The following is a 20309-nucleotide window of genomic DNA, read 5'->3' as shown; positions in this document are numbered from 1 at the left end:
CAGGCCCGCCCGCCACGCCGGAACAAGGCATGAATATGAGCGATTTCACGAGAGAGTTGAAGACAGGTGTTCGCGCCAAGCTCGTCCTTGGGATTATGCTTGTTGCGCTATTCGTACTTCTCTTCCCGCCCAGGGCCGCGGCGGTCGAGTGCGTCGGGGACTGGAGTTACTGGACGGCGGTTTCCGGTGGTTGTACTAGCATTACGGGCCTTCTCTCTATCGACACCAGCACCGCGCTCACCAACCTCGACGGCCTCTCCGCGCTGACTTCCGTCGGCGGCTCTCTCTCTCTATCGACAACAACAACGCGCTCACCAACCTCGACGGCCTCTCCGCGCTGACTTCCGTCGGCGACACTCTCTCCATCCGCGACAACAACGCGCTCGCCAACGTCGACGGCCTCTCGGCACTGCTTTACGTTAACTACGACATCTGGATCCGAGACAACACCAACCTTTGCCAACAAAGCGTCGACAATCTCGTGAGCCAACTGGAGGATTATCGTTACCGAATTGTGACTGGCAACGACGGATCGTGCGTTTTGGGCGCTGGCGGCATTGTCGCCAACCTCGAAACTCCAATTCTTGGAATCGATGGCGTTGCCGCCGATGCGACCGGCATTTCCAACGTTCAGGGTTGGGCGTATACGACGACACCCGGAGCCGAGATCGAACGTCACGTTGAGGTCTTCATCGACGGCGAGTTCGCGATGCTGGTTCCCTGTTGCGGCGACCGTGGCGATGTCGAGGCTGCCGGTGGGCCGTTGCTGGCCGGGTTCTCCGGCGTCTACAACTGGGGGCTTCTCGAGTCAGGTGCTCACGAACTGAAAGTCGTCATCGCCAGCACGATCGGCGAAGAACTGGTCATCTACCGCGACCTGAATACCGCCCGATTTGGCGACCACCCGTTTGTGCGCGAAATGGAGTTCACCAACGGATCCGGCGGCGAATACACCGGCGGCACTCTCAGCTGCGAGACGGTGCCCATCTCTGCACCGGAGAATATGAGTTCTCAGGCGACGGTGCGCTGCTTTAACTGGCTCGCAGAAGCGCCCAGCAGCAGCACGCTTTGCGAAGGCAACAATCCGGACAACGCGCTCTACCTCGCGTTCGATCGGAGTTCTCAGAGCTTCAAGACGGTGCCGGTCCCGGAGAACTCTTGTTTCCGGTGAGTCGAAGGCCTTACGAGTAACGCCATAATCGAACGGCCTCGATTTCCCCGACGCAACAGGTTTTCGGGGAGATCGGGGCTTTCTTTTTTGGGACGACCAGAGCGAAGTCCGCGGTTCGAGCAGCGTGGCCGTGACCACGGATTAGGTTTCCGCGCCAGGGAGGCGATGGATACGCCTCCAACGTGCAGCGACCCTCTACAAAATCCACTGCAAATCACCCATCCGAGCAGCCAACTGCTGCAGTAGCCAAACCCCCGCAACGAGAAAAGCCCCTACCAAAGCGGAGGCTTTCCAAACGCGCCCGGAGAGATTCGAACTCCCGACCCTCTGATCCGAAGTTCCGGGGTCCTGAAAAAAGGACCCCGGAACTTGGGGCTTGCCTCCAGTAAACGCAAGGCTTAATCGGGTTTGAAGGTACCGAGTGCATCTGGAGCGATCCCCCGCAGGTGCGTCGACCCACTACAAGATCCACTACAATTTTGGAGGGTAAGAAATCGTGCCGGTTTCCCCTCACCCCCGCGGCCCGATAGGGATCTCCGGCTCAAGATTTTAATCAACACTGCGATCCCAGGTGCAGATCCATCTGGACCTCCACCGTCCGCCTTGACGCAGAAACGCCGCGAACAGACCGCTTGGTGAGCAGGCCGGACGCGGCGTTTAAGGAAACAGATTTGTGTTCGTCTTCGTAACGTTCATCGCTCGGACATCGAGCACTTCTTCGGATCTGAACTCTCGAAGGGTCGATTGCTCCGAGCCGAGTCGCGAAAGCCAGCGTCGAGGCAAAGACCAGCACGACTGGTCCAAGGTAGGTGGCCCCGCTTACGCGGGGCCACAGGCGGTCAGGGTGCGACCGCCGTCCAGCTTCCACCTGGTCCACCGTAGGCCCCGATGTCATTGCGAGAACCATCCGTGTCGTTGAATGACCGAGCGGGGTTGCCCCCGTCGATGGCCGGGCTACGAGGCCCGGGAATGAAACCCGGGCGCGCCAAAAAGCGGGGATCGGCGATGATGCATTTTGCCGAGGAGCCTATGGAGCTATTGTTCCAGCACAGATTGTAGCTCTCCGACATCGGGGCGATGTTCCAGTTCCGCAGCGCCGAACCATGATTCGTGATGATATTGTTCTCCACTCGGATCCAACCCGACTCCGATCCTCGGTCAGGTCGATCAGAATCGGCCCCGGTACGGATACCTGTGGAACTGACGAGGTTGCCCTCGCCGTTATGGAAGCGGGCGCGGGTCTCCGTAACGACGTTGTTGGTAACCAGCGCCGTTGAGCGCCCGTCCCCAATATTTGCATAAATACCGAACCCTTCACCCGTGTCGTTGTGCGCCACCACATTGTTGGCGACCGTCGTGTGAATCACCCCTGTGTAGGCATCCCCATCGGCGCCAAGCCTTGCAAAGGGACTGACGTGGATCGCACCGCCTTTGCAGGCCCAGTTGTAAACGATGTGATTCTGGCGAATGGCGATCCGGGACACGGTTTCCTGATCGGATTCAGGGCGGCGGCCAGAAGCGTAGATAACGCCAACGAAGCAAATATCCGTCGCATGCGCGCCAGTCACTGTGAACCCCTCGAATACAGCCGAGTTGTTGATCTTGACCGGAATTCCCGATCTCAGGCCGGAAACGTCGATGATGGTGCGAGAGGCTCCCCCAAGCGATCGGAGTTCATGGTGCTTCTTGATTTCCACTTTTTCTTCATAGGAACCCGGACAGACGTAAACCCGTGCGCCGTCTGGTGCATCGGCGAGAGCCGATCCGATCGTCTGACGGCGTCGCGCGGCCTCGCTGCGCTCAGGGTCGACGACCCATACCTCCGGCCAGGTTTCGAGTTCAGGCTCGGCCGACAGGGAAAGCGAACGGACCGGAACCCGAAACACCTCGGCGGAATCTTGTCCGTCGACTTGGCTTCCACACCTTATCTCTTGCGTGAATTCCACCACGCCGAAGAAGTTATCCGGTTCTGCTGGCTCGGCATCGCTGTCCCCCAGCATCGACGAGTCGCCCCCATGCACCGCGGCAACGACATCAGATGTCGCCTCACTCAAGAAATCGCGCAGGTCAGTCAGGGAGGGAGCCGGGGTACTCGAACAGTCTTGAGCAACCAACCTCTCCTTCTTTCGCAGAACGCGATCACATTTCTCGTCTTTGATACCAGACCCCACTTTGGCGGCCTTCGACGCGGCCTTGAGGCGACAGGAACTGAAATTTGCCGCCTCGAGAAGACGGCGCGCAGCACAGGCGTCGCCCGAAGCACTCGCCTCCGGCGGAGACAATAGTGCAAACGCCAACGCCACGATCGGTAGCACCATCCACTTCTTGATCCTTTTGGGGAGATCCGCCCGAAATCCTACCGTGCCTCCCGATGCCCACGCCTCAGTGCTGAGTCCCTCTATTGAGTTGATCATTTGATTGTACCTTTCTGCCCAAGCGATCGCTGGGCTGCAGGGCGAACGGCGCGCTCAGCGCTCGTCGGCCAAAGTTCGGATTCTTCATAGGCTCTGCCACTGTGGTCAGTTGCCGGACGTAGCTTGCGCACAAAGCGTGCCACCGAATTGGCAGCGTCGAGCGATCTTCCCGGCTCATGAAAACCCCAAGGCGGAAAGGTTTTCTCAAGGGCGGGCGCCCGTGCGGCCTCGAACGCTGGCTCGCAAAAATGCAAAGTGAAGAACTCGGGCCGCAAACTTCCGTTAGCAGCTGGCAGCAGCGCTACAGCCCTATTTGCGTATCGGTTGCTGGCAAGGCCATGGAGGCGATGGATACCCCGCCAACGTGCAGCGATCCACTACAAAATCCACTACAAATCACCCATCCGAGCAGCCCACTGCTGCAGTAGCCTGACCCGCAACGAGAAAAGCCCCCGCCAAGGCGGAGGCTTTTCAAACGCGCCCGGAGAGACTCGAACTCCCGGCCCTCTGATCCGAAGTCAGATGCTCTATCCAGCTGAGCTACGGGCGCATCAGCCTATACCGTCGCGGACGGGTGGGTAGAAGTCAACGCAGCCCGCCCTTCGGCCACTCTGGCGTTACGGCGTCCGTCCTGGTTTCAGGCCGCCTTCTGGCTGACGTGTGTCTGCAAGGCGGCCAAAATTTCCTGATAGATCATGTTGTGGCCTTTTTCTCCGCCGAGGAGGAAACCGATGTGCATCAGCAGGCGATTCGAGCGCACCTTGCAATAGAACGAGACCCGCGTGCGGTTCTCGCTCAGCGGCTCGAATACCCATCGGCCGTTGCCGACCAGATCGCCGTCATCGTAGGTTTCCTCGATGGAACGGCCCGGATCGATCGCGGTGATGGTGCGGGTGAAGCGGGATTTGACTGGCGATCCCGGAGGCGAAAGCTCGTGGCTCAGGCGGCAGCCTTCCTGCACGGGACCGCCGCCGATCACATCGATTTTGTAGCGGGGGTACCAATCCCTCATTCGAGGGTAGTCCAGAATCACGGCGAAGAGTTCCTCTGCGGAGGCATCAATTTCCATCGAGTCGACTGTATCGAGGTTCGGCATGGGACGGTTTTACGTAAACGGAGCCCGAAGGGAAAGCCCCGCGCGCATCGATCCGGAGGGGTTCTGTGCTTGTTTTTTGGCACGGGGAGGTGCAGGTTGGGCCAATGCAAGGCCATCGTGACATGTTGCGGTGGCGCCACGCGGGCATTGTTTGGCCGCCAATGGGGAGAATGGAAAATGTCACTGGCAAGTCGCAAGAAGAGCATGACATGGATTGCGATCTTTTTGATGATCGCCGCGATGGCGATGTACGTGCTCAGTGATGACGAGAGCCTTCCCCCGCAGGAACTCGAGGAGCGCACGGGAGCGGTGGCCCTGGCTCTGGGTCGGGTGTAGGTCGTCGGACGCCGGCAGGGAGCGTCGCGCCGTGAGCCCGTCCATCGGGATGTTTCGACCACGACTCGTCAGCTCCGGTTTGGCCCGTGGCCGAATCTCGCGATAGCCCACGGAATGCACAAAACTCGATGGAGAGTCTATGTGGCTGTCTCGGCAGGGGTTCTGCTGGGGGGCTTGTCGGCAGGCGAATCGTCCGCGGGTGGTCTGGCCGTGAATGAGGCCAGCGCTCGGCTCACGGGCACGGGTTATGCGGGAACGGCGGCCTTGGCCGAAGATGCTTCCATGGCCTGGTACAACCCGGCGGGTTTGACGAGACTGGAAGGTGGCAGCGCTGTTTTCTCCGGGAGTGCCATTCAGTTGGATACGACCGTAGAGGTCCAGGAGGCGACCACGTGGGGGCAGGGCGGTATTACCGGCGCCTACGGGAGCATGGAAGCCAGTGGCGGCGGACTACTCGGCGTACCTAATTTTCATGTCGCGCAAAAAGTCCACGACAAGGTCGCACTTTACCTCGGGGTGGTGGCGCCTTGGGGGGATCAGACGAATTTCTCTGATGATTCCGCGGTCCGCTATCTCGGTACCCTTTCGCAGCTGCGAACCATCGATATCAACCCTGCAATCGCGATCGGTCCCTGGGAGGGTTTCTCGGTGGGTTTGGGTTTCAACGCACAGAACGCCCGAGGACGCTTTAACCAGCAATTTGCGCTGCCGACCCGGCCGGTCCTAGAACCAGGCGATATCAATGCGCAGATCAAGGTCGATGATTGGGGCTACGGCTGGAACGCGGGCGTTCTCTATGAATACGAAGATGTTTTCCGAATCGGTGTCGGTTACCGCTCCGCAATCAACCACGACCTTGGTGGCGAGGCCAAATTTCGCACACCCGCCTTGCCGGCCGGGCTGATCGGTGGTCTTCCCGAAATCCCTTCGTTGAGCCTCTCTGCGGACGCGGCGGTCAATCTGGCAATTCCGCAGAGTGTCACCGTCAGCGGTGTCTGGAACATAACGGACTGGGTCCAGGTTCTGGGCGATCTTCAGTGGACTGGCTGGTCGAGCTTTCAATCGCTCGACACCAGCCTCGACAACTACACAGTCCGTTTGCCTGGATCGACGGCGGATACGCCGGTGGCCGACCTGCCTCCGGCGCTTCGGCAAATCACGAGTTTGTTGCCAGCGGAAGACCTGATTTACGAGAACTTCCGCGACACCTGGCGAGCAACCGTGGGCTTTCAATTCTTTCCAAGCGACAAGCTCACGTTACGTCTGGGCGGGGGATTCGATCAATCGCCCGTCCACAATGCGAACCGAACTCTCAGGCTCCCCGATGCCAATCGCTGGATTCTGTCGACCGGATTCGGGGTAGAGTTGCTGCCCGGTATCTACGCAGATTTTGGCTACGCACATTATTTCGTTGGAGCGGGCCTGACGCGTATTGACGAAACCAATCAGACTCTGGATGCCAGTTCGCTGACGGCGACCGTCGAGAGTGCGGCGAACGTTTTTGCGCTGCAATTGACCTATAACTGGAAGACGGATCCGTGGTCGGATCTCGAGATTGGGGGCTGAGCAATGTTGCGTACGTCGGGTTCGGTTCGCGGGTTTGTTGCGCTTCTCTTTGTCGCATTACTGACGAGTGGTTGCGGTCAGGAAACGTTTTCAATTCTGGGCTCCTTCTATGATGCCCCGGATCCCTTGCCGGCTGCCGCCCATGGCGATCTGATTCGCAGCGAGTCGGTCGAGAATTCCAAGGACGTGCGGGCATGGCGCTTGCTCTTCCACTCGCAGGATTTCGAGGGCAGGAATATTCAAAGTTCGGGTGTGCTCTTTGTCCCACGGGGCCAGCCGCCCGAGGGGGGCTGGCCGCTGATCAGTCTGGCCCACGGAACATCGGGATTGCCGCGAAATTGTGCGCCTTCGCCACTGCCCTTCACGCCGCTGGCCTGGTCGGGTGGCGCATCGGTCTGGGACCGCGAAGCGAGCCCCTATGTCTATCCCGAGTCCGCAGGGCTGGAGGGCTATGCGGTGGTCATGGCTGACTATCAGGGGACAGGGACCACGGGCCCCTATTCGTATTTACTCGGCGAGCTCACGGGAAAAAATGTTCTGGATGCAGCATTGGCGGCGCATGGACTCCTCGGCGACGCACTCAGTTCGCAGACCTTTCTCTGGGGCCATTCCCAAGGTGGCCAGGCGGCCGGCTGGGCGGCCCAACAGGCGTCCAGCTATGCTCCGGAACTCTCGATCCTCGGAGCCATCCTGCTTGCGCCTGCAGCGGAACTCGGTCAACTGCTCGAGGCGGTTCTGGCGGAGGAGTATAATGTCAATCAGTCCTCAGCGGCGGCCCTCGTCCTGACGGCGGTTCCGGGCTTCGCTCTCAACTACGGCCTCGACACCAAAACGATTCTTTCGGCCGCAGGGGAGGCGACTCAGGAGGGCGTAAAGTCGGTATGCCTGGGAACCAACCTCGCTGTTTTCGAAACGGAAGCGGTGCTGCGCCAATACAAGGCTGCTGATTACCTGCGGTTGCCCGGAGGGGAAGTTCCCCCGCGGTGGTTGGAGGCGATCGAGGCCCAGAACCTTGGACAGGCAGGTGCCTCGCTGGGTGCGCCCACCTTTTTGATCAATGGCGCGACCGATACGGTAGTTCCACCCGAGGTGACCTGCAGCTACTTCGAGAACACGGTCTGCCCGACAGGGGATCGGGTGGAGTTCAAGATTTATCCCGATACGGGTCATCTCGATCTGCCGGTCACGGCCAACGCGGATATTCTGCAATGGATGCAGGACCGGCTCGAGGGACAGGAAGCGCCCACCAATTGCCGCAATCTGCCGGTTGGATGTCGCACGGCGCCATGAGGGGCGCCGTGATGATGTGAAAGGTTGTCTCCGGGACCGCTTGCGGGCTGTCGGCGCTCTGTTAACCAATCGACAGTCCTGGCGGTTTGTAAGGGAAGCTGGTTCAAGTCCAGCACGGCTCCCGCCACTGTAAGTCGGAACGAAAGTGCCAGATAGCGCCACTGTCCATCAGGATGGGAAGGCGGCACGATTAGGATGCTGACAAGTCAGGAAACCTGGCTGCCGGGGAAATCATATCGATAGATCCCGCGGGAGTTCGGGTTCTGGGTTGGGGCGATTTTTTTGTAGCCCACCTGACCAGGCCCTCGTGAGATCCGGACGCTGCGGGAAGCAGCTAAAAGGAACACCCGAATGCCTGGTTTGAAACTTTTTACTCTTGGAGCTCTATCGCTCGTTTTCTCTCTTTTCCCCACGGTTGCTGACGCCGTCACTCTCGAATCCCAGCGATACGTGATCGGCGAAACCGATATCTCCCCGGCGGTACCCACTGGCGATATCGCCTACGCCGGAAACGGATTTTTTGTCGCTATTGGTGATTTTGGCGCCGCTACCCAGCAGATTATTCGCGTTGCCGCCGACGGCACGCAAACCACGGTGGTCACGCAATTGAATTCTGTGGCCGGAATCGTTTTTGATGCCGCCAGTGGCTCGCTATTCTTCGTGGATAACGGCGGCGAGCAAGCCGGTTCGACGACCGGAGACACAGTCTACGAATTGCCGAATGCCCTGTCGGCGACGGCTACGGACGCAAGCACCCTGGAGATTGCGGCGGCAGGATCGATCGTGAATGCTTCGAGATTGGTTTTGGCCGATAGTGATACCTTGCTGGTTACGAATTCCGTCGGATCTCCGGGCACTGTCGAGCTGGTTGATATTGTAACCGGTTCCGTGACCACCGTGATCAATGACCTCGGTTATGCATCGGGCATCCAGATTGGACCTAATGGCAACCTCTTTGTCGGCGATGTCGATGCCACCAGCTTCGCGGGAAGTGTCCGCGAATATTCCATGGACCTTTCCGGGCCCACCTTCGCTTTCGTGGGATATCTGATCGAGGGCGCGGGCTCGGCGGACCATGCCTTTGATGGAACGGGTGCCTTGCTCCTGACGGGTGGATACGGTGGCGATTTCACCTCCATTGTGGATTCGATCGATTCCAATGGGACGTCGACCCCGCTGGCCAGCGGTTTTGGTTTTTCGGGCGGCATCGGGATTGATCCGATTTCGGGTCAGGTCGGTGTTGTCGAAGGATACTGCCAACCAGCCGACGAACCCTGCACCGCGGTCGCCAACCTCACGCCGCTGGCCGGAATGACCGGCCTTGGTCGTGGCCGCCGTGACTGTAACGCGTCACTCTTCGGCGGTGTCGAGACGAAGAATGCCCGCGGCCGTGGCAAGAACCTCTGGGAGTGCACCGAGGGTGATGTGTCCTGTGATCGGGACGGCGCAGCCGACGGCACCTGCACATTTGTTGTTGGTGGCTGTGTCGGGTTGGTGAATCCCGACAATACGGCTTGTCAGGCAGATCTGGATACCATCGAAATTCGTCGGCGCCCGAAGATGACCAGCGACGGTGGCTTCCCGGCATTGCAGGCAAATATGGATCTGATTCTGGGCGGCGGTCCCGCCTGCTCGCAAGCTGTCGAGGTGCAGGTTGCCAAAGCAAAACGCACCACTATTCGCCTCAAGGCGCGGAAAGCCGGCAAGGTCGTCGATCGCGACACCCTCTCCCTGCGCTGTCGTTAATCGCTCGGATGTTTCGGGGACAGGGCCTTCCGGCCCTGTCCCCGTGCTCGAGGGCCCATTCTGGCGCAATTGCCTGGTCGCAGCTTGACCCATTCGGTCCTCTTCGGGCAAGACAAGGGTTGGATGCCACAACGCGACCCAGACCTTTGCGGAATGATCCGGTTGTCAGCCTTGCGGAATTTCCCGAGCCAGTATCTTGCCTGAAACGCCGACAATACCGTGGGAAGGGTCTTTTCAGTTGGGGCAAAGGTCCGTGCGTTCGTTTACGCGGATGGGTCTGGATTCGATCGACGAGGCGCTTGGGCGCGCTTTGCCACGGACGCGAGAACAGATAGCCGAACCGGACAGTTTGAATCGATTGCTCAGTGACTGGGCGCCTGTCGGTGGCGAGCGATTGCCGGAGATTCAGGCTGTGCGTCTGCCTGGTGTCGATTTCGAGAGCAGCAATTGCATCAACTTTTTGCTCGAGGTGGAGTTCGCGGATACGACTGTCTCGCCGGGTCTCCCCCGGACGCTATACGTGAAACTGCCCTGCGCCGAATGGGCTACGCGCATCTTCGGAAACACGCTGGGCTTCTGGGAACTGGAGACTGTTTTTTGCGCCCAAGTCGCCCGTCATGTGCCCATCCGTACCCCGCGCGTTCATGCGGCGGCGCGCCGCGGCGGCCGCTTTGCTCTGGTTCTCGAAAACCTGAGTGAGGCGCCGGACGTCGAGCTCTTTTCGAACCGCGAAATGGCAGCGGGTACTACGCGAGAACGAGCCGCGCGGGTGCTGCGTACGTTCGCCGAATTACACGCGCATTTTTGGGGCTGGTCGCCCACGGCGCGAGAGCAAGTTCTTCCCGCCGCCTTGAATACCTACACGGGAGCCCGTTGGCGTTCCTTGACGCATGCGTTGAATCTCCTGTCGCTCGCCCCCGCACACAAGGCCGCACCCGAATTGATCACCGAACGTATCGTCGATACCTGCCGGTTGGCCCTCGGGCGTTGGGATGATGTTTTGCGAGCCTGGTATCGGGGTCCTCTGACTCTGGTGCACGGAGACAGTCACCTCGGCAATTGCTTCGAATACGACACGGGTGGAGAGCGCCGGGTCGGCATGATCGATTTCCAGGCAGTCCATTGGAGCAAGGGAATGCGTGATGTGCAGTACTTCCTGCTCAATTCGCTTGATCCCGAATTACTTGAATCAGAAGAAGAGGGATTGATTCGGGGGTATTGCGAGGAGCTGCAACGCCGCGGGGTCGAGCTATCTTTCCGCGAGGCGTGGGAGCAATATCGCGCCTTCACCTACCAGACATTGATGGTGGGGATCGTGCCCCTGGGGCTTGGCTCTCTTACCGAACGAGACGCCACAGTCCGCACGATCACCGCGCGCAGCGCACGCGCGGTGGAGCGTCTGGGGTTTCGTGATTGGGTCGAGCAATTGCCACAGCACTAGCCGCGGCGATCGGTGATGGCGTCCGGCGAGGCGAGCACCTGTCGCAAGACGAGGCATGCCCTAAAATCCTCCCGGATTTCAAAAAGAGGATCTACTGGCAGTCGTGGCGAAGGTATGAGATCGCTTTTGGGTGGAGTCTTTCCCGTGGACGGGCGACCTGTCGATTTGGCATGCGGCCCTGTTATTACTGGTCGCGATCGGAACCTCTGCCTTGTCCGCTGTCGTCGGAATGGCTGGCGGGATCACTCTTCTGGCGTTCATGCTCCTGTTCATGGATCCGTTGGCAGCGATACCGGTCCATGCCGTTGTGCAACTCGTTTCGAATGGTTCCCGCAGCCTGGTGCATCGTCGTCATATCCAGTGGTATCTGATTTGGCCTTATTTTATTCCTCTTTTGCCTCTCGGATGGTGGAGTCTCGAGCTCGCCCGAGATTTGCACCCGGCCAGCGCGCGAACTCTGATCGGTGGGTTCGTCTTGTTGGCGACATGGCGTCCGGGATGGCTGCTGCTCGGGATGCATCCGGACCGGATCTCTCCCAAGCTGCGATTTTTTGGTCTCGGCGGCGCGGTGGGCATCTTGAACGTGACTTTCGGTGCTACGGGTCCCCTGATCGCACCCTTCTTTCTGAACTTGGGGCTGACTCGTTTCGAGTTGATCGGCAGCAAGGCCGCGGCCCAAATGGGAAGCCATATCGCAAAGATAGCGATATTCGGGTTCGTCGGGTTTGCTTATGCGAGTTGGTCCGGCCTTCTCGCCATGCTCTGCGTGGCCGTGGTGGGTGGGACGTGGTTGGGAACGCGGATCCTTGCTCATGTGAATGAGGAATGGTTTGTGCGGATCTATCGGGCCGTGCTTACGGTGATCGCCTTGCGCCTCCTCCTTTCGACGCTCCCCGAGGCTTGGAGTCTTTGAAATTTGAAATTCGAGATGTTCAAAAATTTGCTCAAGAGTTTACGTTTCCCCGGCGTTTTGATGTTCTCCGTTTTCTGGCTGGCGTCTTGTGGCGGCGGGTCGGGGCCGTCCAATTCCCTGTCCCCGATTCTTTTTGTTCCTGGTTACGGGATGGGGGCGCTGCACGTTTCCGTGTCTGATGTTCGGGGGGAAGTCGCGAACTTTGATTTTCTGCTCCCGGCCATGAATCCGAATTCGATCTTCATTCCGCCGCTGGACAGCGCCCAGGAATACGCCCGGCAAAGTGGCCTGCGCGCGGAGGATCTGAACCGAGTCGCGGAGTGGCTCAAGCTCGACATCGCATCCGATGGTGTGGCTTCGAGTCAGCAGGGCGTTGGTGTCCGACCGATTTCAATCGGTCAGAACTTTTCTCGGGAGTGCCCACGTTATTTGGGGATGATGAAAATTCTGGCTTCCGCCGGGTGGGTTCCGAATCGGAATCTGAAATGTGTTCCCTACGATTACCGATTCCCTCCCGGCGAAACCGATTTTGCTATCGAACTCGAGCGCTTGATCGAGACGAGCGTGGCAGCTGCCAACGGCACAAAGGCGACGCTCGCTTGCCATAGTCAGGGGTGCCTTCTGGTTTACCATTTCCTGCGCACCCGGAGCCCGGAGTGGTTGCAGGAGCATGTGGGATTGTTCTTCAGCCTCGCAGGGCAGTTCTCGGGCTGCAGCGATTGTTTGCGTTGGGCATTCCAGAAAGGCTGGAGCTGGGACGCCAAGAACGATGTCGTGGCGCCCTCGGACAGAACGTGGGTGGGCGAACTCGCGCTTGGATTGCAAAGCAGTGTCTACGGGGACCAGGTGCTCTACCGCTGGGGAGGTGAGGAATACCGGGCATCTGACGCGCAGCGATTGTTGCGCGAGGCGGGGGCTCGGGACGTCGCTCGTGCGACCGATCGGTATGCATTGGAACGGCAGGCCTGGTTTCGGAAGGGCGCGGAGGAACATATTCCGCTTTCGGTGCCGACGCGTGTCGTTTTCGGGACCGATTTACCAACAACGGTCGGGTTCGATTTTCAGAGGGAGAGGCCCGTCGACCCGACCTGCGGGGACCCTTTATGCGCAGAGCCCTACTACCAGGATTATCCGGGCACGATTCAGGCCGCGGGTGATTCGGGCGATAGCGGTTGGATGAATCGGGCGCCTCAGGCCTGGCTTGCACACCCCCTATGCGAGATCCGAGAGTTCGAGTTCGTCGGTCATATGGATATTTTCGAGAACCCGGAGGTTCTTCGGCTGCTCGTAGCGAATGCTCGGGATATTCCTCTCGGTATCGATTCCTGTCGCTAGGGCTGGCGACGTGGCAGGCTTCGCGATAGCGGTGCCTCATGCGAATGGATCAGGATTTACCGACGGATATGCAGGCTTGGCGTGTCGCGCAATGGGGTGAGGAGCCCGTCGATACGCTCGCCCTCCAACGGATTGCGGTCCCCGCACCCGAAGCAGGTGAGGTTCTGGTCCGGGTACAGATAATTCCGCTGAATCTCAATGATCTGGAAAGGGTCACGGGCAAGAATATGATGGCCCGACCCGAACTGCCTGTGACTCCCGGTATGGAGGTTCTCGGGGTCGTTGTCGGTTGCGGTGAGGGCGCCGAGGAGTGGATGGGACGACGGGTCGTCGCGATGCCGAAGCAAGCCACCGGAGGATACGCTGAATTTGCAATCTGTCCGATTGTCTCCGCATTTGAGATGCCGGAGGATATCGGATTGCCCGATGCGGGTGCCCTCTATTTCCCCTACCACCTTGCCTGGCTTGGGTTGGTGGACCGGGCAGGACTTGCCTCCGGAGAAACCGTATTGATCCACGCCGGAGCCGGAGGGTCGGGCTCTGCCGCAATTCAGTTGGCGAAGAGTCTGGGTGCGACTGTATTTGCGACGGCGGGAAGTGACCTGAAAGTTGAGCTCTGCCGCGAGTTGGGTGCGGATGTCGCAATAAACTATAACACAGAAGATTTTCAGTCGGTCGTTCTCGAGGCCACCGAGATGTCCGGGGTGGATGTGGTTTTTGATAATGTGGGCGAGGCTGTCATGGAGAAATCCATGAATTCCATCGCTTATAACGGGCGTTATCTGATGATGGGTTTTGCTTCGGATAAAAGTCGTGCCGACGAGAAACTGATTGTGCCGCGGCGGCTGGCTACGGGGAATTTCAAGCTATGCGGCGTGCTGATGGCGTATGCGGATGCGGCGACAGGGCCCTTTCTGAAGCAGGCCATGGGATGGAACTTTTGTCCGGAGGCTCTTGGCACTCAAATCATGATCGAGATCGTCGAACTTCTGCGTGCGGGCAAGATCCAGCCAGTCGTTGGCGAAACCGTATCCTTCACTGAAATTCCCGGCGCGCTCTCGCGTTTGCGGGATCGAGAAACTACCGGCCGAACTCTGGTCACCCTCGCCGTCTAGGCGAGCCGCGGGCATGCGCGGCGGGTACATGAGGCCGATAGTCACGGGAGCGATTCGGGGCCGGCTATTCTTTTAGTCGAGCCCGGCGGTCGCGACGTGGTGGGCCCAGAGCGGAATCAGGGTGGCCCAGTAGCCCACCATCCACACCAGTCCGATCCAGCCGCCCCAGGAAGTCGCATCTGTTCGGCGCTGACGTTGGAAGAGAGCTTCTGAAAATCCCTGCCCAAGCGAGATGGGTGGTTGTTCGGGACTGCTGGCCGATGGCTGGAGCGTGTCGAAAGCATCCTTGCGCAGGGAGCGGATATGCAGGACTTGCCACGGCAGGTAGAAGGCTCCAAACAGAAGATTCAACTCCAGTAGCCCCACCGCGGGTTGTGGCAGGCCACCGCTGACCAAGAGCCAGCCGCTTGCGAAGGTATTGGCCACGAAAATCAAAAACCAACCGATCTCCTCGTAATAATAGAAGACGAGTTGTCGAGAGAGGATCGCCCACCAGACAAATATCTGCGAGACGGTCACCTGTGCGACCATGGCCCAGGAAAGCCAGTCGATCCATTCGATCCCCGATAGATTCAGCCGTTGCAGCAAGCTGGCGAACTGAAAAATGAAGGCGATTTCTGCGAAGGTGGCGAGAAATCGCGTGAGAAAGATCGAGGAAAAAAATGAGTCGTGCAGGACAATATTGTCTTTGTAGCGGACGGGGAAAATGCAGCGATAGGCCGAGACGGCAAAGAGAATCTGCGCGGGCAGGAGGAGGGTGGCGTTCGCGCTCCCCGCAGCAAGGATGGTGGTGTCGGCGAGGAGATAGAGATTGATCAGCGCTCCGAGTTTCAATGCGTGAAGCGGTTTGGCGAAATCACGGAGCATCGACGTGTTCTAACTTTTGCCGAGGCTCGCGGAAAGGGAGGGCCACCATGGATCACTCGAGCGCGTCGCCTCGCAGCCCTTCAATCCTCCGCGGCGCTCGGGAAGGGACTCTTTCGTGCAAGGCTGCGTCGAATCTCGGGAGCAATTGGTTGTGGCTTTTCCGGAAGGCTCTGAAGCCCTTTCCAGGAGAGTGCCGCAATATGGCTCGCGACCACTTCGATAGGAGGCTTTCTCACCTCCCGCCACCATTGCCCGACAAAGGTCACCATCCCGATCAGAGCGTGAGCATAGATGGGCGCTGATTTGGGATTGGCCCCGGAGTCTTTGAGTGCTTTCGCGAAAACGGCGGAGGTCTTTTCTGCGAGTTCGCTCAAGACCGAAGCCATCGATCCCTCCTGATTTCCCACCGGAGCGTCATGCGCCAGAACGGCAAATCCGTCCGGGTGATCCCGGACGTAGCTCAGAAAGCCCAGCGTCGAGCGCTCCACGCGCTCGCGAGGTGTTCCCGAGGAGATCGTGGCCGAGATCAGGGAGAGGACACGTTCCATCTCGCGATCGACAATGACCGCATACAGCCCCTCCTTTCCGCCGAAATGTTGGTAGAGGATCGGTTTTGAAATGCCGGCCTTGTCGGCGATTTCCTCAACGGAAGTCGCCTCAAAGCCACGCGCGGCAAAGACTTTTCGGCCAACTTCTACCAATTGAGCGCGCCGATCCGCGGCGGACATTTTTTTTCTTGGGCTCATCCTTGACAATTTAGTACGCTGACGTAAGTTACGCTAGCGTAACGTTACGGTTACGTAACAACGGCAGTCAAACGAAATAGAACGGAGTCCATATGTATTTTTTCAGCTGCATCGCTGTATTCCTGATCGCCTACCTCGCGAATATGACAATGATCTCGGTCTTTTATCACCGTGGTCTGACCCATAATGCCGTCCGGTTTGGGCCTGGAACACGACGGTGGATCGGACGCATGGGAGTCTGGACAACGGGGATCGATCCGAAAGCCTGGGTCTGCATGCACCGACAGCACCATGAATTTTCGGACTCGCCGTCGGATCCGCATAGCCCGACCCACGTTGGTTTTTGGGGCGTCCTGATCGCTCAATTGCACTCCTACGAGAAAGTTCTGAAGGGCCTCCTGCGTCATCGTCCGGAGGTAGAGAGTATCGTCGAGGATCTCGATTTTGACGTGAGTTGGCCGAATCGAACCGGACACTGGTATCTGCCGCACCTTGCGCATATGGCGGTTGCGGTTCTGATCGGATCTTTGACCGGCTATTGGGCCTTGGGCATCAGCTACTGGCTGGGAATGATGAGCCATCCGGTTCAGGGTTGGATTATCAATTCGTTCGGCCACGCGGTCGGCGGGCGGAACTTCGACACCCCCGACAACTCCCGTAACAACCACCTGGCTGCCTGGCTGGTTCTGGGCGAAGGTTTTCAGAACAACCATCATCGGTTTCCTGCCTCGGCCAAATTTTCCTTTCGGCGGGGCGAGGTCGATATGGGCTATTGGATCTGTCGGATTTTGGACAAGTTTGGCATTCTCGAGATTCAGCGTGCTGGTTTGATCCCTTCCGCCAGCGATTTCAACGCAGCGGGAAGCTCCAGAACCAATCCCCGGCCAACGCTCGGCACGGCCGGATCGTGAAGCAACGCCCCTTTCGGGACAGGGGGCTCAGTACCGTAGACGCTTGCGGCCGTGCATGAGTGTGAGCTGATTCCCCGACGCGCTCGACTCGGTATGACCAATCTGGGCAGCTTCAATGCCGAACTCCCGGACGCAGCTGATGACCTTCGAAACCTGAGAGGGGGGACAGTAGACCTCCATCCGATGGCCCATATTGTAGACGCGGTACATTTCCTTCCATCCGGTGCCACTGGCTCGTTGGATCGCGCGGAAAATGGGAGGGATCGGCATCAAGGCGTCTTTGATGTAATGGACGTTGCGACCGAAATGAAGGCATTTGGTCTGTCCTCCGCCCGAGCAATGAACAAGCCCGCGGATGGCACCTGGATAATCTCTCAGAAGTGCCGAGATGACCGGAGCGTAGCTTCGCGTCGGGCTCAGGAGCGCCTCGCCGATGGTCATGGAGGAATCTTGCAGGGGATCCTTGAGCCGGTAGGGCCCGCAATACACCAAATCCTTGTCGATCTGTTTGTCGAAGGTTTCGGGATAGTGTCTCCGGTAATAGGGGCTCAGCAAGTCATGCCGTGCGCTGGTCAGGCCGTTGCTGCCGATGCCGCTGTTCGGCACGGTTTCGTACGCGGCCTGTCCGTCGGAAGCCAGTCCGACGATGGCCAGTCCGGGTTTGATCCGGCCGCCGGTGACCACTTTCTTTTTTTGCAAGATGGCCGTGGCGCAGCTGTCGACGACAACGGTAGGGGTCAGGTCTCCGACATCGGCAGTTTCGCCGCCGCCGCTATGGATGTCGACCCCATGGCCACGCAATATTTTCAGGACCTCTTCGTTTCCGCTGATGAGCTCCGCCAGGACGTCCCCCGGGATTCTTTTGGCATTTCGATTGATGGTGCTCGAAATCAGAATGCGACCGGTCGCGCCTACACACAAAAGATCGTCCAGATTCATGACGATGCTGTCCTGCGCAATTCCGCGAAAGACGGAGGGGTCTCCGGTCTCGCGGTAGTGCAGGTAGGCCAGAATGGATTTCGTTCCACTTCCGTCGGCGTGGATCAGATTGCATAGATCCGGGTCGCCGGTCAGGTAATCTTCCGTGATTTTACAGAAGGATCCGGGGAAGACCCCCTTGTCGATTCCGGCGATGGCGCCATGGACTTCGGATTTTGTCGCGGAAACTCCCCGCGCGGCATACCGCACGCTATCGTCAGCTTTGGGGGCACGTCCCGTGCGGCGAGGTTTTGGGCAAACGGTATAGGCGCTTCGCTGTCCGGCCTGAGCCGCGCCTGTTGCTTCGAGACTTTTATACGCCTTGGCAACGGTGTTTACGGCCACGCCGGCTTTCGCGGCGACGCTCCGCAAGCTGGGGAGTTTTTCCCCAGGCGCCAGCTTGCCCGTTTGGATTGCGAAGCGGATCTGATCGGCGATTTGACGGTGTACAGGGGTTTTGGCGTCGAGATCAATAACGAGATTCATATCTGTATCATACCTGTAATACAGATAGCGAGGTTGGGCAAGGGCGGGGGGATCGCAGGGCATCAAAGGGCAATCCCGGGGCTGGCGCAAGTTGGGGGTTGGTCGTCGTCAGGGCTCTTCGATCTCGATGGCATCGGAGCCAGCCGGAAGGCGGATGCGCATGCCGTCTTCGCCGATCACGACATCGACCGACCCACCGTCGACGCCTCGCAGGAAGAGCCAGGAGCGGAGAAAGCCCGGCACGGCAGGGACCAGGTGCGTGAAGACGACAGCCTGCACTCCCGCAGCTTGCGCGGAGGCGACCGCCTCCTTGGGGCTCGCATGGTAGTCGAGAATATCACTCGATAGTGTCTGCATCCGCGTCAGGCCGGCCTCGCCGAGGGCTGCGGAGAACTGGCCGATGAATTCTTTGAGAAGAACCTCGTGGATGAGCAGGTCCGCTCCTTTCGCGTTGGCCTCGAGGTTGTTCGATTGATCGGTGTCGCCGCTAATCACAACAGACCTGTCCTTGTAGTCGAAGCGATAACCAACAGCAGGCTCGACGGGTTGGTGGTCAACCGCAAATGCGGTGATGGTGAGGTCACCCTCCTCAAGGACTATAGTGCCCGGCCCTCTGGTGTAGGGCACCGTATGCGTAATCCACTCGCCCGCCGCTCGTGGTAAATTTTCTTCGCCATGGTGCTCGATGCGGTATTCGTCATCGACCCGGTAGGCCTGCCGAAACCCGTTCGCGACCTGGTCGACTCCTTGGGGCCCGTAGATATGCAGAGGTCCGGTGCGGCCGGCGATCCAGCTTTGAGTCGCCCACTCGCCCAATTCCCCGATATGGTCCGAATGAAAGTGAGTAAGGAGAATCCCGCCGAGTTCTGCCCGGGGCATCCCGCCGAGTTGGGCGACCTCTTGCGAGCCCGGGCCGACATCGACAACATAGAGCTTGCCGCCGGCGATCACGATTGTACAAGCAGCCGCACTGCTTGCGTCCGGTAGCGGGGAGCCGGTGCCGCAGAGGAAAATATTGATGGCATCGTCTTCCAGTACTTGACTATTGCCCGTGTTGGCTTGCGTGGCGACGGCCGCCGATGCGAATTGCCGCACCAGCGCGTCGCACCCCATCGAGCTGCAGAGCAGGATCGAGAGGATGAATCGTTGCGCGATTGCGCGAGAGAGTTTTGAGTCCATCTGAAATTCCTTTCCGACCGGGAGTGAAAAAAATTCGCCGGAATTATTTTGGTGAGAGCAGCAGTCGAATCGCTTCTTCAAGCGTTCGCTTCGATTCCTCGAGGGAGAGGCCCTGAGCCTCCCGAAGCTCTGACCAGGCGTCATGGCCCAGCATCGTCACAAGGATCTGGATCCGTCGCTTCCGAATCGTTGCTGTCATTGCCTTGAATTCCGACGCGAAGGATTTCTTCAATTCCTGATCCCATATAGCAAGGAGGTCTCGATGGCGCTCCTGCAGGACGGGGGAGAAGGGCATGCTCAGTCGTCCCGAGTTCCATATGGGCCTCGAAGGTTCGAGGAAAGCTACGCAAAGTTCCACGAACCTGCGAACTCGCTTACTTAGCGGCCCTGTCGTGAGCGGCTGTGGCAGAAGCGGCAACATTTTCTCGAGATGAAGTCGCGTTGTTTCGGCCATCAATGCCTCCATATTTTCAAAATGGCGGAACACGGCACGAGCCGAAACCCCGGCACGAGCGGCGACGCTTTTGGCTGAGGGACGCAGCGCCCCTTCGTGGATACAGTCGAGCATGGCTTGGGCGACTGCGGCTCGAGTGCGATCGGAGCGCACTCGCCGACCATCGATGGCTTTTTCTGCTGCTATTGTCATTCTGAATGACACAACCACAAAATGGGGTTAGTGAAAACAATCAACATGGCCCCGAATAATAAACAGGGATCCT

Annotated in this window: 18 protein-coding genes, 1 tRNA gene and 1 riboswitch; of the genes, 10 read left to right on the top strand and 9 right to left on the bottom strand. The window is 58.9% G+C overall.

Annotation, left to right across the window (positions count from 1 at the left end):
• Nucleotides 1-166 precede the first annotated feature (166 nt).
• Nucleotides 167-490 (bottom strand): hypothetical protein, encoded by a 324-nt coding sequence (locus P8K07_11040; protein MDG1959053.1) that lies wholly within the window; start codon nucleotides 488-490, stop codon nucleotides 167-169.
• Between P8K07_11040 and P8K07_11035 the strand changes: the two genes are divergently transcribed.
• Nucleotides 482-1171 (top strand): hypothetical protein, encoded by a 690-nt coding sequence (locus tag P8K07_11035; GenBank protein MDG1959052.1) that lies wholly within the window; start codon nucleotides 482-484, stop codon nucleotides 1169-1171. The genes P8K07_11040 and P8K07_11035 overlap by 9 nt on opposite strands.
• Before the next feature lie 839 nt (nucleotides 1172-2010).
• On the opposite strand, the gene P8K07_11030 is transcribed toward P8K07_11035, so the two are convergent.
• From P8K07_11030 to P8K07_11020, 3 genes are all read right to left on the bottom strand, one after another.
• The gene (locus P8K07_11030) at nucleotides 2011-3585 is read right to left on the bottom strand and encodes a hypothetical protein (protein ID MDG1959051.1); all 1575 of its coding nucleotides are present in this window, start codon (nucleotides 3583-3585) and stop codon (nucleotides 2011-2013) included.
• A gap of 476 nt (nucleotides 3586-4061) precedes the next feature.
• A tRNA-Arg gene (locus tag P8K07_11025) sits at nucleotides 4062-4135 on the bottom strand.
• Between the two features lie 87 nt (nucleotides 4136-4222).
• Nucleotides 4223-4681, bottom strand: a complete 459-nt coding sequence (locus tag P8K07_11020) for an SRPBCC family protein (GenBank protein MDG1959050.1) — start codon at nucleotides 4679-4681, stop codon at nucleotides 4223-4225.
• Between the two features lie 177 nt (nucleotides 4682-4858).
• Here P8K07_11020 and P8K07_11015 point away from each other — a divergent pair, with 177 nt between their 5' ends.
• The 8 genes from P8K07_11015 to P8K07_10980 all read left to right on the top strand — a co-directional run bounded on the left by P8K07_11015 (nucleotide 4859) and on the right by P8K07_10980 (nucleotide 14423).
• Nucleotides 4859-5017, top strand: coding sequence for a hypothetical protein (locus P8K07_11015; protein ID MDG1959049.1), 159 nt, complete (start codon nucleotides 4859-4861; stop codon nucleotides 5015-5017).
• Nucleotides 5018-5131: 114 nt separating this feature from the next.
• Nucleotides 5132-6583: an outer membrane protein transport protein gene (locus tag P8K07_11010; GenBank protein MDG1959048.1), complete on the top strand. Its 1452-nt coding sequence runs from the start codon at nucleotides 5132-5134 to the stop codon at nucleotides 6581-6583.
• A gap of 3 nt (nucleotides 6584-6586) precedes the next feature.
• A complete protein-coding gene (locus tag P8K07_11005) occupies nucleotides 6587-7873 on the top strand; it encodes an alpha/beta fold hydrolase (GenBank protein MDG1959047.1) in 1287 nt (428 codons plus the stop codon).
• A 42-nt stretch (nucleotides 7874-7915) separates the two neighbouring features.
• Nucleotides 7916-8111, top strand: a riboswitch (cobalamin riboswitch).
• 113 nt (nucleotides 8112-8224) lie between these two features.
• Nucleotides 8225-9619 carry a hypothetical protein gene (locus P8K07_11000; protein ID MDG1959046.1) on the top strand — a complete coding sequence of 465 codons (1395 nt, stop codon included), beginning with the start codon at nucleotides 8225-8227 and terminating at the stop codon, nucleotides 9617-9619.
• 253 nt (nucleotides 9620-9872) lie between these two features.
• Complete coding sequence (locus P8K07_10995) at nucleotides 9873-11060, top strand: phosphotransferase (protein MDG1959045.1); 1188 nt, start codon at nucleotides 9873-9875, stop codon at nucleotides 11058-11060.
• Nucleotides 11061-11190: 130 nt separating this feature from the next.
• The gene (locus P8K07_10990) at nucleotides 11191-11973 is read left to right on the top strand and encodes a sulfite exporter TauE/SafE family protein (GenBank protein ID MDG1959044.1); all 783 of its coding nucleotides are present in this window, start codon (nucleotides 11191-11193) and stop codon (nucleotides 11971-11973) included.
• Between the two features lie 15 nt (nucleotides 11974-11988).
• On the top strand, nucleotides 11989-13308 hold the full coding sequence (locus P8K07_10985) for a hypothetical protein (GenBank protein ID MDG1959043.1): 1320 nt from the start codon (nucleotides 11989-11991) through the stop codon (nucleotides 13306-13308).
• 38 nt (nucleotides 13309-13346) lie between these two features.
• On the top strand, nucleotides 13347-14423 hold the full coding sequence (locus P8K07_10980; protein ID MDG1959042.1) for a zinc-binding dehydrogenase: 1077 nt from the start codon (nucleotides 13347-13349) through the stop codon (nucleotides 14421-14423).
• 72 nt (nucleotides 14424-14495) lie between these two features.
• Here P8K07_10980 and P8K07_10975 read toward each other — a convergent pair whose 3' ends face one another.
• Together P8K07_10975 and P8K07_10970 are read right to left on the bottom strand one after the other, a co-directional pair.
• Nucleotides 14496-15290, bottom strand: a complete 795-nt coding sequence (locus P8K07_10975; GenBank protein ID MDG1959041.1) for a hypothetical protein — start codon at nucleotides 15288-15290, stop codon at nucleotides 14496-14498.
• An 80-nt stretch (nucleotides 15291-15370) separates the two neighbouring features.
• Complete coding sequence (locus P8K07_10970; protein ID MDG1959040.1) at nucleotides 15371-16018, bottom strand: TetR/AcrR family transcriptional regulator; 648 nt, start codon at nucleotides 16016-16018, stop codon at nucleotides 15371-15373.
• A 110-nt stretch (nucleotides 16019-16128) separates the two neighbouring features.
• On the opposite strand from P8K07_10970, the gene P8K07_10965 reads away from it, so the two are divergent.
• Nucleotides 16129-16947, top strand: coding sequence for a fatty acid desaturase (locus P8K07_10965; GenBank protein MDG1959039.1), 819 nt, complete (start codon nucleotides 16129-16131; stop codon nucleotides 16945-16947).
• A 27-nt stretch (nucleotides 16948-16974) separates the two neighbouring features.
• Here the strand turns inward: P8K07_10965 and P8K07_10960 are convergent, their stop codons facing one another.
• From P8K07_10960 to P8K07_10950, 3 genes are all read right to left on the bottom strand, one after another.
• Nucleotides 16975-18411 (bottom strand): GntR family transcriptional regulator, encoded by a 1437-nt coding sequence (locus P8K07_10960; protein MDG1959038.1) that lies wholly within the window; start codon nucleotides 18409-18411, stop codon nucleotides 16975-16977.
• A 108-nt stretch (nucleotides 18412-18519) separates the two neighbouring features.
• On the bottom strand, nucleotides 18520-19590 hold the full coding sequence (locus tag P8K07_10955; protein MDG1959037.1) for an MBL fold metallo-hydrolase: 1071 nt from the start codon (nucleotides 19588-19590) through the stop codon (nucleotides 18520-18522).
• A 43-nt stretch (nucleotides 19591-19633) separates the two neighbouring features.
• Complete coding sequence (locus P8K07_10950; protein MDG1959036.1) at nucleotides 19634-20236, bottom strand: TetR/AcrR family transcriptional regulator; 603 nt, start codon at nucleotides 20234-20236, stop codon at nucleotides 19634-19636.
• Nucleotides 20237-20309 lie beyond the last annotated feature (73 nt).

Source organism: Candidatus Binatia bacterium, assembly GCA_029248525.1.
Classification (GTDB): domain Bacteria; phylum Desulfobacterota; class Binatia; order UBA12015; family UBA12015; genus UBA12015.
The sequence above is the reverse complement of the archived record's forward strand: the minus strand, read 5'-3'. Positions and strand labels throughout refer to the sequence as shown.

Bases quoted from the DNA above. Each gene is read 5' to 3' on its own strand.
- P8K07_11030 (MDG1959051.1), bottom strand. From the start codon at position 3,585: ATGATCAACTCAATAGAGGGACTCAGCACTGAGGCGTGGGCATCGGGA.
- P8K07_11020 (MDG1959050.1), bottom strand. From the start codon at position 4,681: ATGCCGAACCTCGATACAGTCGACTCGATGGAAATTGATGCCTCCGCA.
- P8K07_11015 (MDG1959049.1), top strand. From the start codon at position 4,859: ATGTCACTGGCAAGTCGCAAGAAGAGCATGACATGGATTGCGATCTTT.
- P8K07_11010 (MDG1959048.1), top strand. From the start codon at position 5,132: ATGCACAAAACTCGATGGAGAGTCTATGTGGCTGTCTCGGCAGGGGTT.
- P8K07_11005 (MDG1959047.1), top strand. From the start codon at position 6,587: ATGTTGCGTACGTCGGGTTCGGTTCGCGGGTTTGTTGCGCTTCTCTTT.
- P8K07_11000 (MDG1959046.1), top strand. From the start codon at position 8,225: ATGCCTGGTTTGAAACTTTTTACTCTTGGAGCTCTATCGCTCGTTTTC.
- P8K07_10985 (MDG1959043.1), top strand. From the start codon at position 11,989: ATGTTCAAAAATTTGCTCAAGAGTTTACGTTTCCCCGGCGTTTTGATG.
- P8K07_10980 (MDG1959042.1), top strand. From the start codon at position 13,347: ATGCGAATGGATCAGGATTTACCGACGGATATGCAGGCTTGGCGTGTC.
- P8K07_10975 (MDG1959041.1), bottom strand. From the start codon at position 15,290: ATGCTCCGTGATTTCGCCAAACCGCTTCACGCATTGAAACTCGGAGCG.
- P8K07_10970 (MDG1959040.1), bottom strand. From the start codon at position 16,018: ATGTCCGCCGCGGATCGGCGCGCTCAATTGGTAGAAGTTGGCCGAAAA.
- P8K07_10965 (MDG1959039.1), top strand. From the start codon at position 16,129: ATGTATTTTTTCAGCTGCATCGCTGTATTCCTGATCGCCTACCTCGCG.
- P8K07_10960 (MDG1959038.1), bottom strand. From the start codon at position 18,411: ATGAATCTCGTTATTGATCTCGACGCCAAAACCCCTGTACACCGTCAA.
- P8K07_10955 (MDG1959037.1), bottom strand. From the start codon at position 19,590: ATGGACTCAAAACTCTCTCGCGCAATCGCGCAACGATTCATCCTCTCG.
- P8K07_10950 (MDG1959036.1), bottom strand. From the start codon at position 20,236: ATGACAATAGCAGCAGAAAAAGCCATCGATGGTCGGCGAGTGCGCTCC.